We start from the raw sequence: 13680 nt of genomic DNA on the forward strand, positions 1-13680 counted from the left end.
GGCGTTCCGGGCCGGTGCCGCGACCGCGCACGGCGCGGACCCGAGAGCGGACGCCGGGCGGGGGACGGCGGGACGCGGACCGATCTGTCATGGCCCGCTGCTAGATTCGAGGGGAACGACGCCGGGAACCTCCCGGGCGCGGAGGGGGTGTGATGTTCCTGCTGGACAGCGAGCAGACCGGGGAGGCCGGGGAGGCCGGACCGCTGGTCTTTTCGGCCTCGGACCTGGTCATCGCCAGCGAGTGCGAATACCAGAGCCTGTACCGGCTGGACGTGAAACTCGGGCGCCGTCCGAAGCCCAGGTTCGAGGACGACGCCATGGCAGCCCGCGCCGCCGACCTCGGGGACGTCCACGAACAACACGTCCTGGCCCAGCTGCTCGAGGCCCACGGGCCCTGGGACCGCAAGCGCGGCACCGGCGTCCGGCAGATCGACAAGGCATCCCCGCAGATGGACCGAGCCGGACTCGAGCGGCTGGCCGACGAAACCACCGAGGCACTCACGCTCGGGGCCGACGTCGTCTTCCAAGCCACCTTCTTCGACGGCGAGTTCCTGGGCTTCGCCGACTTCATCGTCCGCGATGTCGACGGCCGCTACGCCGTCTGGGACTCGAAGCTGGCCCGCCATGCCAAGGTCACCGCGCTGTTGCAACTGGCCGCCTACGGGGACCAGCTCGAGCGCCTCGGCTTCGAGCCCTCCCCCGTGGCCACGCTGGTGCTGGGCAACCTCCAGCACAGCGAGCACCCGATGCCCGACCTGCTGCCCGCCTACCGCGAACGCCGGGACCGCTTCCGCCGGCTCACCGCCACCCACCGCGCCTCCGGGGCACCCGTGGGCTGGGCCCGGGAGGACATCAGCGCCTGCGGCCGGTGCGACTACTGCGCCGAGCAGGTCACCGCGCACGACGACCTGCTGCTCATCGGCGGCATGACCACGGCCCGGCGCCGCAAGCTCATCGTCGCCGGGATCACCACCATGCACCAGCTCGCCGAACAGCCCGCACCCGCCGGGGAGCACCCGGAGTCGGCCCTGGGCAGGCTGCGCGAGCAGGCCCGCGCGCAAACCGGGCTGCTGGACTTCGACGGGTCGGCCGAGGCCGGCGACCACCCGGTGTCCTACCGCCTCCAGCCGGCCCACACCATCGGCTCGCTGCCGCCGGCCAGCGACGGGGACATCTTCTTCGACTTCGAGGGCGACCCGCTCTGGCAGGACCCGGAAACCGGCAGCTGGGGCATCGAGTACCTCTTCGGCGTCATCGAGCACGACACCGGGACCCCGCTGTTCCGCCCGTTCTGGGCGCACTCGCGGGCGGGAGAGAAACGAGCGTTCCTGGACTTCCTGGCCTACGTCGAGGAACGCCGCCGGCGCTGGCCGGACCTGCACGTCTACCACTACGCCGCCTACGAGAAGTCGGCGCTGCGCAACCTCTCGACCACCCACACCGCCGGCGAGTACACCGTGGACGCCTGGCTGCGCGAGGGGCTGCTGGTGGACCTGTTCGACACCGTGCGGCATTCGCTGCGCATCTCGGAGCGCTCGTATTCGATCAAGAAGCTCGAGCCGCTCTACATGGGTGGGAACCTGCGCGGCGGCGACGTCAAGGATGCCGGCGCCTCCGTGGTCGCCTACGCCCACTACTGCGCCGCCCTCGAGACCGGCCGGTCCGGCGAGGCCGAACGGATCCTAGACTCCATCGCCGACTACAACGAATACGACTGCCTCTCCACGCTGCGGCTGCGCGACTGGCTGCTCGGCCTCGCCGCCAACCGTCCCGCCATCCCAGGATCCGGATCCTCGGAGTCTGGAACCGGGAATCCTGGACCCGCAGCGCCTGGCCCGGCCACCGGCACCGCCACCGCCGTCGTTCCCGGAACCGAGGCCCCGCCCACCGCGGCCTACCAGCCCAGCGAGGAGGAGCTCGCCCTCCAGGCGTATCTGGAGCTCGACACGGACTTCTCGGCACTGGACGACGACGCCCGGGAACGCGCCCGGGCCGACCACGCCGCGGTCGCGATGGTCGCCGCGGCCACCGGCTACCACCGCCGCGAGGACAAGCAGTTCTGGTGGGGCCACTTCGACCGGCTCGACTCCCCCGTCGACGACTGGTCCGGCACCCGCAACGTCTTCCTCGTGGACTCGGCCGAGGTCCTCGAGGACTGGGCCACCCCGCCGCGGGCCAGGACCCAGCGCCGCGTGCTCGAACTGACCGGAACCGCCTCGGACGGGACCGACCTGCGCGCCGGCAGCACCTGGTTCCGCATGTACGACGCCCCCGTCCCCGAGGGCGCCGACGTCGCACTGGACCCCGAGGGGCTGCCGCTGCCGCAGGCGCGGGGCGGGATCTTCGATACCATGCTCACCGCAGTGGAGACCCGCGGCGAGACCACTGTGCTCACGGTCGTCGAGAAGTCCTCCGGCCGCATCGCCCCCTACCCGCAGACCCCGATGGCGCTGACCCCCGGCAAGCCGGTCATGACCGCCTCCATCCGCCAGGCGCTGGCCGAGCTGGCCCGCGAGGTCGGGTCCGGGCTCGCGGTCCCCCCGCCCCCAGCGCACGACGGCGGTGCCCCACCGGTGCTCCGCCAGGCACCGACGCTGCCCCGGCACCCCGGGATCGACATCCTGCGCCGCCGGAGACCGCGCCTGGCCACCCTGGATGGTTTGCCCGCCGTGCTGCCCGGTACGGACGGCCGCGGCGACTACACCAGCGCGATCACCGAGGCCGTGGCCGACCTGGACCGCTCCTACCTGGCCGTGCAGGGCCCGCCCGGCACCGGCAAGACCCACGTCGGCTCGCACGTCATCGCCGCCCTGGTCGCCCGCGGCTGGAAGATCGGCGTCGTCGGCCAGTCCCATGCCGTCGTGGAGAACATGCTCACCGCGACCATCACCAAGGCCGGACTCGACCCGGACCGGGTCGGCAAGAAGCCCAAGGACCCCTCGGTGCCCCACGCCTGGACGGTCACAGACGAGAAGAAGTTCGATGCGCTCCTCGGTTCCGCCGAGGGCGCGCTCATCGGCGGGACCGCCTGGACGATGACCGGCCGGCAGGTCCCCGCCGGATCACTGGACCTGCTGGTCATCGACGAGGCCGGGCAGTTCTCGCTGGCCAACACGCTGGCGGTCTCCCGGGCGGCGGGACGCCTGCTGCTGCTCGGCGACCCGCGCCAACTGCCCCAGGTCACCCAGGGCACCCACCCCGAGCCGGTCGACGAATCAGCGCTGGGCTGGCTCTCCGAGGGCTCGGCCACCCTGCCCACGGACCTGGGCTACTTCCTCGCCGACTCCTGGCGCATGCACCCCGAGCTGTGCCGGAAGGTCTCCACGCTCAGCTATGCCGGCCGGCTCGCCGCCGCCCCGGCGGCCTCGCTGCGCCGGCTCGACGGCGCAGCCCCCGGTGTCGAGACCATCCTGGTGGAGCACCACGGCAACGCGACCTCCAGCCCCGAGGAGGCCGACGAGGTCATCGCGCAGGTCCGCCGCCACCTGGGCCTGCGGTGGGACGACGGCGGACACAGCCCCGTCCGGCCCCTGGGGCAGGAGGACGTCCTGGTCGTCGCCGCCTACAACGCCCAGGTCAACCTGGTCCGCGAACGGCTCGATGCCGCCGGGCTCGCCGGGGTGCGGGTGGGCACCGTCGACCGCTTCCAGGGCCAGGAGGCACCGGTCGTGCTGGTGAGCATGGCCGTCTCGGCCGCTACGGAGGCCCCCCGCGGGATGGACTTCCTGCTCAACCGCAACCGGATCAACGTCGCCGTGTCCCGGGGACAATGGCGTGCGGTCCTGGTCCGTTCACCCGACCTGACGAACTTCCTGCCCAGCAGGCCCGAGGGGCTGGCCGAACTCGGTGCCTTCGTGGGCCTCTGCAGCTGACCGGCCGGGAAGGCGGCCGACAGGGAAGCCGGCCGGTCGGCCCGCCGGCGGCTGCTAGCGTGTGGCCATGAGCGTTTTCCACGGCCTGGTTGCCTACCCCGTCACCCCGTTCGACGACTCCGGGGCGGTCAACCATGCCGCACTGCGCCGGCAGCTGGCCTCCCTGGCGGTCTCCGGGGTGGATGCGGTGGCCGTGCTGGGCTCCTCGGGCAGCTTCGCCTACCTGGACGCTGCCGAACGGGCCTCCGTCATCGCCACCTCCGTCGCCGCGGTGCGCGAGGCCAACCCGGAACTGCCGGTCCATGCCGGCGTCAGCGCCGTGTCCACGGGGGAACTGATGCGCCACGTCGAGGCAGCCGTGGCCGCCGGCGTCGACGGGCTGCTGCTCTCGACCGTCTCCTACGTCCCGCTCGACGACAACGAGGTGGCCACCCAGTGCCGGCTCGTCGCCGCCGCCTCACAGACCCCCATCTGCCTCTACTCGAATCCCGGCACCACGAACTTCTCCTTCTCCCTGGACCTCATCGCCGAGCTCGCCGCAGAACCGACGATCGTGGCCGTGAAGGAATCCGCCCCCGATGCCGCAACGTTCATCGAGCGGTACCAGGCCCTCTCCTCCCGCGTCCCGGCCGGCTTCAGCCACGGCATGAGCGGGGACGCGCTCATCGCCGAGGCCGGGTTCGCCGCCGACGCCTGGCACTCCGGGCCGGCCTCGGTGCTCCCGGCCCACCATGCCGCCCTGCGCGCCGCGCTGGCCGCCGGCGACAGCGCCGAAACCGACAGGCTGCGCGCCGAACTCGCCCCGCTGATGCACGAATTCACCGGGCTGCGCAAGCTGAGCAACCTCTATGCCTTGGCCCGCGCCGCCGGAATAGATTCGGGGGAACCGCGTCGTCCGTTGCTGCCCATCCCCGGCAGCAGCCAGCGCGACCTCGCCCGCCTGATCGGCACGCTGTCGGACCCGCTGTAGGACGCGCGGCGCCCGTCCGGACCCACCCGCGGCCGTGGCCCGGATCTCGTCGATGCCCACCCGGCGTTCCAGGGTTCGAAGTCCAGCGCCACTCGTGCTAGACAAGGGGGCATGGAAATGCGCAATTTGGCGGGCACCATGGTGCGTCCGCTCGGTTTGGGGTGCATGAACCTCAGCCATGGGTATTCGAAATTCCCCAGTTACGCGGACGGCGCGACCCTGCTGCGCCACGCCCTCGACGCCGGGGTCGACCACTTCGACACCGCGACGCTCTACGGCAGAGGCTGCAACGAGGAGCTCCTCGGTGCCGCCTTGGGCAAGCGCCGCGACGAGTTCTTCCTGGCCAGCAAATGCGGGCTGGAGATCCTGGCCCCGGGTGAGCGTGGCCACATCGACGGCCGCCCGGAGACCCTCCGGGCACAGGCCGAGGCCTCCCTGAACCGGCTGGGCACCAGCTACATCGACCTGTACTACCTGCACCGGCTCGACCCCTCCGTCCCGGTGGAGGAGAGCGTCGGCGCCTTGGCAGACCTGGTCGCCGAAGGCGCCATCGGGGCCATCGGCCTCTCGGAGGTCTCCGCGGCGACGCTGCGCCGCGCCTGGGCCGAGCACCCGATCGCCGCCGTGCAGAACGAATACTCCCTGGCCACCCGGAACTCGGAGCTGGGCCTGCTGGAGGCCTGCCGCGAGCTGGGTACCGCCTTCGTCGCCTTCAGCCCGCTGAGCCGCGCCTTCCTCACCGGCACGCTGCGCGACCCGGCGTCGCTGCCGGCGAACGACATGCGCCATGCCATGCCGCGCTTCTCAGCGGAGAACTACCCGGCCAACCTGAAGTTGGTCGACCAGCTCCAGGTCATCGCGCAGCGTCTGGGCATCACCTGCGCCCAGCTGGCCTTGGCCTGGGTGCTGGCCCAAGGCGAGCACGTGCATGCCATCCCGGGCACCACCAGCATCGAGCACCTGGACGAGAACCTGGGGGCCGAACCGGTGGTCCTGGACGAGGCGACCCTGGCCGAGGTCGGCGCCCTCATCAACGCCGACACCATCCACGGTGCCCGCTACAACGCCGGCCAGCAGCGCACAATCGACACCGAGGAGTTCGCGGCCACCCGCTGACCCCCAGGCTGCCCGGTACGACGGCGGTGCCTCCAGAGCATCGGGAGGCGCTGTCCGTCAGTGCGATCGCATCCACGGCCAGTGTGGTCCCGGTTCCCGCCTGTCCCTTTGAAGCAGCCCGTCCGGGTCTGGCCCTACCCTCGTCGGAAGTGCGGGCCCATGCCCTCCCCCGGTTTGCTGGTCAGCGTCGCACGCGGACGTGCTGTACACCTGCCACGGCGTCACGAATTGCCCGGCGTTCTGAGGGTCCGCGCGGCAACCGTGTATGCCTGGGTGGCGGCGGTGAGGTAGGCGCTGACGCCGTTTCGTTGGTCTGCGGTGAGTTCGGCGAGCGCGTCTTGGATGGGGAGACGCACTCGTCGGAGTACGCCGTCCAGGGCGGCGGGCAGGTGTCCGGAGTGGGCGATCAGGTTGCGCCGACGGTCAGCGGGATCTTCGGTCCTGATTGCGACGCCGATAGCGATGAGCCGGTCGACCAGGCGGGTGGTGGCGCCGGTCGACAGGCCGAGCCGCCCGGCAAGGTCCCCGCTGGTCATCGGTCCGTCGAGGTCGAGCAGGTTGCTCGCCTGGTAGTCGGTACCGGACAGCCCGACGGCATCGGCCGCGGCCTGGTGGAACAGCGTCACCGCCGCCAGGTACCGACGGTAGTCGCCGCGGTCGACACGTGGATTTGAGTAATCGTCTGCCTTCATGCAACTATTGTCCTCATGCAGGAAAGTATACAGGGTACCCTCGCTCAAATCATTCAGGCATGGGATGCTGGCGACGCGACCGCCTACGCACGGCACTTCACCCCGGATGCCGCCTACGTGATCTTCGCCGGCGCCGTTAGCTACGGCCGGGACGCGATCCGCCGCGACCATGAGCCCGTGCTGGCCACGTTTCAAAAGGGCAGCCGGATGCGGATGTCGATCACCCAGATCCGCTACCTGGACGATGACACCGCCTACGTGTTGACCGAAGGAGGCGTCGGCAAGGGCAAGCGGATTCCGTTGAACAAGGTTCAGAGCTTCCTTTTTCGCAGACAGCCCGACGGATCGTGGCTCTGCGAGGCCTTCCAAAACACCAAGAAGAACCGACTGATGATCTGGCTCGCCGCCCGCGGCGCCAAGCATCAGCACGAGAGCGCAACGGTGAATGCCACGCCGGACCCTGGGGCGGCTCAGGTGGAAGGACCGGGGAGCTGAGGGTCCTCGTCATCGGCGCAGCAGGCCGAACCGGGCTCCACGTCGTCGACTAGGCGGTTGGTCGCGACGCCATGGGTCCCGGAGTCCACGATGAGGGCGTGTGCGACCAAGACGCGGTGAGCTGTGCCGTCGGGTCGAGTGCGATCCGGCGCATGCTGCCCCGGCCCCGATCGAGGCCGGCGTGACGCGGCTGGTCACGACCAGCAGCCGCTCGATCGTGGCCACGAAGCCCAAGGACCTCGAATGACCCTTGAGAACCGGGGCTATTTCCCGTACTTCCTCCGGGCCGGGTCGATGACCTTCTTGACGTCGAAGAACTTCCCGAGCACGTGGTGCTTGCCCTTCAGTGCGGCCGCCATGCTCAGCCCGTCGACGTTGATGCGGGCCTGGCGCAGGTAGTCGTCGGTCAGCTGCATCCAGGCGGGGGTGGAGGCGTCGATGCCGAAGAAGAAGTCGAAGCCGTCCTTCTCCAGCAGCCGGTACTTCGCGCCCGAATAGTGCCCGATGCCGGCCAGGTCGGCGCCGAAGGGGAAAATCAGCAGGTCGGTGTCGCCGATGAGGGGGCGGACCTCATCGTCCCACTTCCGGGTGTCGCGCTTGATGCGCCCCAGCGAGGAGTCGGTCAGGTTGGCGTGGCCCCAGGTGTGGGAGGCGAAGACCCAGCCCTCGTCCTTCAGCGCCGCGGCGACCTTCTTCGCCTGCTTCCTCTGCGCGGGCAGGTCGATGTGCTGGTCGTCGCCGTATTCGAGGTCGCTGGTGCGGTAGCCCAGCACGCCGTTGTAGCCGGTCAGGGCGATGATGCCCTTGGACCCGCGGTAGGAGAAGTCCGGGTGCTCCGCGACGAAGTCGTCCACGATGGTGGGCAGGTCGTAGGAGCCGTGGAGCGTCTTTCCCTTCGCGTCCCGGTAGGTGTTGGTGACCTTCCCGTCGTCGTCCACTGTCAGGTTGGTGGCGAACCCGTCGCCGTCCATGTACTCGTAGTAGCTGACATCGTCCTCCGAGAGCACCAGCGGCTTCTTGCCCTTCGGCAGCTTGATCGGCCGGTACTCCATCTCGCCCTGCTTGTTCTTGCGGGCGATGTCGTGCGGGTTCACCAGCACGTAGCCCTTCCGGTACAGCGAGGCGAGGATGGCCTTGAACTCCTTGACGGTGACCATGTAGTCCGCGTAGCCCTGCGCGCTGGGTCCCGGGTCGAAGGCGCGTTTCGGGTCGACGATCAGCGAGTGGAAGAACAGGTGGGAGATCTGCGAGTTGTCCTTCCATTCGACGGCCCGGTGCTGCTGCCGGGTGATCTTCTCGGCCAGCTCCGCCACCTCGGGGCCGTCGTACGGCTTCAGTTCCTTCAACGCGGCGGCGTAGTCGTACTGGGCTGCCGCCGTGGTGGCTGCATTGAGGGCGCCCTGGCGTTCCGCTGCCGAGGGCCCCGACGGTTCCGGCGAGGAGGCAGGGCCCTGTCCTGCCCAGGAGCCGCCGCCCGGAGCGGTCGAGGAGCCGCCGGACTCCGGTCCGGCCGAACATCCGGACAGAGCCACCAGGACCGCCAAGGCCGCAGCCGTGAAGGCCGTCCTCGTGGACCGGGCCGTGCCGTGTGGGAACATGTTCCGCACCCCCTTGATACGTCGGCGGGCGGCGGCCGTCGGTTTCTGGGGCTGGGCCACCGATGGCTCCACGCTAGCCCTCCGGACCCCGCTGCCCCGGGGCGACACGCCTGGGTGGCCGGCGTGGCGGACGGGCGAGGGACGGCCCCGGCGGCAGACGCCGCGGCTGCCGGGGGCGGAGGTATCCCGGCGCCTGGGTCAGCCCCAGGCGAGGCGGGGACCCGTCGCCTGCGTGAAATGGGTGGACTCCACGCTCGGTGTTCCCGGCATATCGGCAGCCGCGCTCGTCACCAGCCGGTCCAGTTCATCCAACACCGGCGAGGAGAACTGGCCGAATTCCTGGTGGAGGTCATGTCGGAAGGCCAGCAGCACCCGGCGTGCCGCGCAGACTGCGCCCACGCCCACCTGGGCCCGAACGAGCACCTCGAGTGACCATTCATCCAGCGGATCCAACCCCCGTGCGCGCCCCGCCGCGTCGATGGCCGCGCGCAGGTCCCCGGAGTCGAGGAGGCGCTGTGCCGTGCTGGCATGATGGCGGATCCGCTGGGCGCGGAGCCGATCCTGCTCCTCCAGGACCCAATCCTCGTACCACCCGGGCAGCAGGTCCGGCTCCCGCCCGAACCAGCCGCCCGCCGTGTTGTTCCCGCCCCCGCAGGCCGTGTCGGGTTCGAGCGTGCCGGTCAGTTCTGCACGTTCCCGGTCCAGGTCCACCGCCACGGCGGGGGCCAGGGCAAGCATTGTGTCGTGGCGGGACAGCAGGCCGGGCAGGTCGCGTCCGACGTGGTGGATGGCCACGCGCAGGCTGTCCAGGGCGCGGTGTTCGGTGCTGGCTGGCCAGAGGTGCCCGCACAGCACCACGCGCGGGGACGGTCCGGCCACCGCCAGGTAGGCGATGAGGCGTTGGGAGCGCTGCGGCACGCGGAGCGGCTCCCCGTCGCGGACCAGATGCCACCCACCCAGGACCTGCAGCCGATAGCCGTGCGGGGGCCAGCCGTCCGCGTCCCGCAGCATGGCCTGCACCCCCGTTCCGCTGGTGGCATGGCATCCATCCGTGTGCCGCCCATGTTCCTCGCCCGGCCGGGGCGCGTCAATGCCGGGTTGCCGCGGCGGTCGCCGGCACGCTGCGGCAGGGGGCGGCAGAGGGCGCTGCCTACCGTCACCGGTGGACCTCACCCCAGCGCCGGGCGTGGAGGGCCAGCATCCGCTCGCGGAACCCGCTGGAGTCCAGGTCCTCCGCGGCCACCGGGCGTTCGCGGTGCAGCTCATCGAGCTTGGCCTGCTGGCGCGCGGTGTCCAGCACGGGTTTAATGGCGGCGAAGACCAGCCGACCCCCGTCGTCGAAGCGCAGCAGCGCCCCGCCTCGCAGGGCCACCGGCGCGTCGGTGGCCAGTCCCAGTGCGCGGGCCTCAGCGGTGCCGGCGACGAACTCCTGGACCAGCGAGGCCCCGGTTTCGGTGACCGCGAATCCGCTGGGGCTGATGCGGGTGCTGGTGCGCACGCCGTCGACCGCCAGTCCGCGGGACGGGTCCAGGCCCAGGGCTGCCATGAGCACAGAGTTGTTCCACACGAAGCGCACGATTTCCTCCGGACCGGCGTCGAGCATCCCGTTGCCGAAGGCGTACTCGAGCCGGTCCAGCCCGTCGGTCCCGGTCCGGGAGGCAGCGTCGCCAGTGGTGACCCCGACGTCGGCAAAGCAACCGGCCAGGGTCGTGCGGTAGCCCCGGGGATCGTCGGGGACGACTGTCTCGTCGGCGGCGAGCATGCCGCGCAGCAGGTCCTCCGGCCCCGCATCCACCGGGGGCATGTACGCCAGCCCGCGCACCAGCATGCGGCGCACATGGGTGCCGACCTCGGCGCCGGCACCGGCGACCAGGTAGACGTTGGAGCGGCCACCGGGGGCGGCTAGCCGCTCGTTCCACAGCCGCAGGACGGTCTCCATCACCGCATGGACGATGCCCGCGGCCCGCCAGTGGGGCTCGGGCGAGGACCGCCACCCGGCCGGTGGTGCCGCCGCCATCGGCGAGCGCAGCACGTCCCCGCGGCCGAACAGGTGGTCGGCCAGCCCAAACAGCCCGGAGCGCAGGATGGCCGTGTCGAGTCGATCTCCTCCGGCTGCTGCTTCGCTGCCCCCGCGCAGCAGCGCGGCGTCGACCAGTCGCTGGACGACCTCCTCCGAGGTGAACACGGACAGCAGCGCCATCAGGTCGGCCAGGGCCTCGTGGAGGGAAAACTGGTCAAGCATCGCCCAGCGGTCGGACCAGCGCGGGCGGTACCCGGCCAGCACGGCGTGGGTCACCTCATGGACCAGCAGGTCCCGGTACAGGGCCAACGGGATGCCGTCCTGCTGGCCGAGATTGATCCTGCACTCGTCGTTCTGGTAGCCGGTCTGCCCGGCGGGGATGTCGGCGGCGGCGTCGATGCACAACCGGCGTCCACCGGACCAGCTGATCCTGCGTCCGAGGGTCCGTTCGAACGTGGAGAGCGTCTCGCTGGCCACGGCATACACGTGCTGGGCCAGGAACGCGGGATCCTCGAGCACCGTGGCTGCCGTATCCCGCGGGGTGCGGTCCCACACACCCCACCCGGTGCCTCCGGTCAGGTCGGCGGCCAGCCGCTGCCCGGCGGCGTCGCGGACGACGACCTCCAGCCGGGCGCCGACAGGCCCCGGCAGCGTGCGTTCGACCGGGATCCTCGCCTGGGTGGTCAGTGGCAGCCCGTCCACGCCGGGGGTGGCCGGGCCCTCGGCCACGATCGTGACGTCCTGCTGCTCGCTGCCGGTGTGCTCTGGCCGCCGGCTGGCACCCATGTGAACCGCTCCCCTCATCCCACGGCCCGGAGACGCAGTCAGTACGCCGCGCCCCAGGCGGAGTCCTTCGCGGTGTCCTGCCCCTCGAGTTGGGCCTCCTGGTCGAACCTGCCGGCCTGCAGGTCGGCGCGCACGGCAGTGAGCAGTTCCAAGCGGCTGCGCGGGCCGCCGGTGGTGAGCCCGTCGATGAGATAGCGGCTAAAGGCCCCGTTGTAGCGTCCGTTGATGTGGGCATCGGCAGCTGTCTGGTCGGGGCGGCAGGCGGCGAAGAGCACCGGGCGGCGGACCGCCGGGGAGGTCCTGAACAAGTCGCGGGCGGTGCGCGAGCGGGCCGCGGCGGCTGCCTCGAGTCCGGGCACGGTGGGCGGCGGCACGAACCGGGGCGTCCGCCCGGGCAGCAGGTCCATCACGCGCAGGCCGGTTCCGCTGTGGCAGGTGTCCAGGACGACGTCGATGCGCGCCGGTGCGGGCGGGTCGTCGAAGAGGCGGTGCAGGTCGTCGTCGACGATGAGCGTCGAGGGGTCCCACTGGTCCCCCCGCCGGGCCATGTCGAAGGTGACGAAGGCCTCGTCCATCTGGTCCTGCTCGTCCACGTCCGCGTCCGGCACCTGGGTCCCGTGGCTGGAGAAGGTGAACACGAGCTGTCCCAGCTCGCCAGCGCGCAGGCGTGCCATCGCGTCCCCCAGGCGGCCCATGACCTCGGCCCGGGTGGCCTGGGCATCGGTGAGCACCGTGATCTCCGGATCGGCGAAGCCGTAGCCACCGGCCAGCAGCGCGCCGAATTCAAAGGCGTCGTTGACACAGCCATTGAGCCAGTTGGACCGGGGCAGGTTCGCGAATTCGTTCAACCCCACGCACAACGCCAGCCGTCCGGGGGTGCGGGCCCCCTCACCCGGTGGAACGACGGGAGCCGGCGCGGTGCCGGTGGGCACTCCGGGGCCCGAGGCCGGTACCGGCAGCTGCCCCGCGGGACCGTCGGGGCCCGGCGTGGCCGGCAGGGGCCGCTCGGGACGGTACTCGACGATCGTGTTGCGCCCGGTGATCCGCCGCATGACCGAGCCCAGGGTCGTCGGATCGTTGTCGAAGGCACCGTGCGCGGTCGCCTGGCCCGAGGCGTCGGCGGCGGCGCCGCTCGTCGGTGACCAGATGGATGCCGCGGCCGGGCCGGCCAGCAGGGCCGACAGGTCCGGATCGGCCTGCACGGATTCCTGCAGGCCCAGCAGCGGGGTGTCCGGCTCGGCCTCGAACCCGGCCCGCACCAGGCACAGCAACGAGCGCCGGTAGACGTTCACCACGTTGTCGGCTTCCTCCGCCTGCCGCGTCATCGCGAACAACGAGAACGAACCGATGCCCTGGCCCTCCCCGATCCGGGGCAGCAACCGCTCGCTGAACTCGGCAGTGGTGACCGCGGGGGCGAGCAGGTGCAGCGACTCGATCTCCTGTGCCCCGGCGTCGAGGTAGGCCGGCAGAAAGCGGGAGTGGAAGATCGACCCTGCCGAGTGCCCGACCGCGTGCACGGCGATGGCCCCGGGGTTCTCCCGGGTGTAGCGGCCCAGGCGCTCCGCCACGTACCGTGCGCCGCCGTCGGAGGCCACCGCGTGAGCGGCTCCGATCTTCATCTGCCCCCAGATCTTCTCGCCCAGCGGCCGCGTGGCCACTTCGATGATCCGGTTGGCGCCGTCCTCGAGCCAGCCCCGTTGGATCGGCAGGTCCCGCGGACCGCCGCCCAGCAGGGAGCGCAGTGCATCCCAGAGCCCGGTCTCCCAGATGAAGAACAGCGGATAGACCCCGTTGTCCAGCCACCACGGGCACAATCGGACGGCCCCGGCCAGGCCGGCCGACTCGGACACCAGGCCGCCGTGTGCGTAGACGACGACCGGGACGTCGCGGCCGCCCTGGGCCTTCACGAAGGCCGGCAGGTAGGCGTCGAAAATCCGGTCCACGTCCTGCGGTCCGGTGGTGAGCTGCCCACCAGAGGAGAACCTGCCGTCGGAGAGGTTGACCAGATGGGGGCGCAGCGCCTGCAGGGCGTCGGCGGTGGGGGGAACGGCCCGCGGGGAGCCGGTGGCCCCTTCCGGGGCGGCCACGGACAGGAGTGTCATCGGTGTTCCTTCTCCCGAAGTGCCGTTGG

10 protein-coding genes are annotated in these 13680 nt (G+C 71.2%); 5 read left to right on the forward strand and 5 right to left on the reverse strand.

Going from position 1 to position 13680, the window contains the following annotated elements; translation table 11 throughout:
- Positions 1 to 152 precede the first annotated feature (152 nt).
- The 3 genes from AB8M85_RS08665 (at position 153) to AB8M85_RS08675 (ending at position 5958) form a co-directional block, all read left to right on the forward strand.
- Complete coding sequence (locus AB8M85_RS08665) at positions 153 to 3872, forward strand: TM0106 family RecB-like putative nuclease (protein WP_372698374.1); 3720 nt, start codon at positions 153 to 155, stop codon at positions 3870 to 3872.
- Between the two features lie 67 nt (positions 3873 to 3939).
- Positions 3940 to 4842 (forward strand): dihydrodipicolinate synthase family protein, encoded by a 903-nt coding sequence (locus AB8M85_RS08670; RefSeq protein ID WP_372698375.1) that lies wholly within the window; start codon positions 3940 to 3942, stop codon positions 4840 to 4842.
- Positions 4843 to 4953: 111 nt separating this feature from the next.
- Entirely contained in the window at positions 4954 to 5958 is a 1005-nt protein-coding gene (locus tag AB8M85_RS08675) for an aldo/keto reductase (RefSeq protein WP_372698376.1), read from the forward strand.
- 221 nt (positions 5959 to 6179) lie between these two features.
- Here the strand turns inward: AB8M85_RS08675 and AB8M85_RS08680 are convergent, their stop codons facing one another.
- The gene (locus AB8M85_RS08680; protein ID WP_372698377.1) at positions 6180 to 6650 is read right to left on the reverse strand and encodes a MarR family winged helix-turn-helix transcriptional regulator; all 471 of its coding nucleotides are present in this window, start codon (positions 6648 to 6650) and stop codon (positions 6180 to 6182) included.
- 15 nt (positions 6651 to 6665) lie between these two features.
- Here AB8M85_RS08680 and AB8M85_RS08685 point away from each other — a divergent pair, with 15 nt between their 5' ends.
- Both AB8M85_RS08685 and AB8M85_RS08690 read left to right on the forward strand, forming a co-directional pair.
- A complete protein-coding gene (locus tag AB8M85_RS08685) occupies positions 6666 to 7145 on the forward strand; it encodes an SgcJ/EcaC family oxidoreductase (protein WP_372698378.1) in 480 nt (159 codons plus the stop codon).
- 100 nt (positions 7146 to 7245) lie between these two features.
- Positions 7246 to 7392, forward strand: coding sequence for a hypothetical protein (locus tag AB8M85_RS08690; RefSeq protein ID WP_372698379.1), 147 nt, complete (start codon positions 7246 to 7248; stop codon positions 7390 to 7392).
- 16 nt (positions 7393 to 7408) lie between these two features.
- Here the strand turns inward: AB8M85_RS08690 and AB8M85_RS08695 are convergent, their stop codons facing one another.
- The 4 genes from AB8M85_RS08695 to AB8M85_RS08710 form a co-directional block, all read right to left on the reverse strand.
- The gene (locus AB8M85_RS08695) at positions 7409 to 8743 is read right to left on the reverse strand and encodes a polysaccharide deacetylase (RefSeq protein ID WP_372698380.1); all 1335 of its coding nucleotides are present in this window, start codon (positions 8741 to 8743) and stop codon (positions 7409 to 7411) included.
- 198 nt (positions 8744 to 8941) lie between these two features.
- Entirely contained in the window at positions 8942 to 9754 is an 813-nt protein-coding gene (locus AB8M85_RS08700) for a BTAD domain-containing putative transcriptional regulator (protein ID WP_372698381.1), read from the reverse strand.
- A 145-nt stretch (positions 9755 to 9899) separates the two neighbouring features.
- Entirely contained in the window at positions 9900 to 11549 is a 1650-nt protein-coding gene (locus tag AB8M85_RS08705) for a hypothetical protein (RefSeq protein WP_372698382.1), read from the reverse strand.
- Between the two features lie 38 nt (positions 11550 to 11587).
- Positions 11588 to 13651, reverse strand: a complete 2064-nt coding sequence (locus tag AB8M85_RS08710; RefSeq protein WP_372698383.1) for a caspase family protein — start codon at positions 13649 to 13651, stop codon at positions 11588 to 11590.
- Positions 13652 to 13680 lie beyond the last annotated feature (29 nt).

It is taken from the genome of Arthrobacter sp. JSM 101049, from assembly GCF_041679245.1.
Taxonomy (GTDB): domain Bacteria; phylum Actinomycetota; class Actinomycetes; order Actinomycetales; family Micrococcaceae; genus Arthrobacter_H.

What these genes read in the sequence shown, in the direction of transcription:
- AB8M85_RS08670 (WP_372698375.1), top strand. Translation starts at nt 3,940, where the DNA reads ATGAGCGTTTTCCACGGCCTGGTTGCCTACCCCGTCACCCCGTTCGAC.
- AB8M85_RS08710 (WP_372698383.1), bottom strand. Translation starts at nt 13,651, where the DNA reads ATGACACTCCTGTCCGTGGCCGCCCCGGAAGGGGCCACCGGCTCCCCG.
- AB8M85_RS08680 (WP_372698377.1), bottom strand. Translation starts at nt 6,650, where the DNA reads ATGAAGGCAGACGATTACTCAAATCCACGTGTCGACCGCGGCGACTAC.
- AB8M85_RS08685 (WP_372698378.1), top strand. Translation starts at nt 6,666, where the DNA reads ATGCAGGAAAGTATACAGGGTACCCTCGCTCAAATCATTCAGGCATGG.
- AB8M85_RS08695 (WP_372698380.1), bottom strand. Translation starts at nt 8,743, where the DNA reads ATGTTCCCACACGGCACGGCCCGGTCCACGAGGACGGCCTTCACGGCT.
- AB8M85_RS08665 (WP_372698374.1), top strand. Translation starts at nt 153, where the DNA reads ATGTTCCTGCTGGACAGCGAGCAGACCGGGGAGGCCGGGGAGGCCGGA.
- AB8M85_RS08705 (WP_372698382.1), bottom strand. Translation starts at nt 11,549, where the DNA reads ATGGGTGCCAGCCGGCGGCCAGAGCACACCGGCAGCGAGCAGCAGGAC.
- AB8M85_RS08700 (WP_372698381.1), bottom strand. Translation starts at nt 9,754, where the DNA reads ATGCTGCGGGACGCGGACGGCTGGCCCCCGCACGGCTATCGGCTGCAG.
- AB8M85_RS08675 (WP_372698376.1), top strand. Translation starts at nt 4,954, where the DNA reads ATGGAAATGCGCAATTTGGCGGGCACCATGGTGCGTCCGCTCGGTTTG.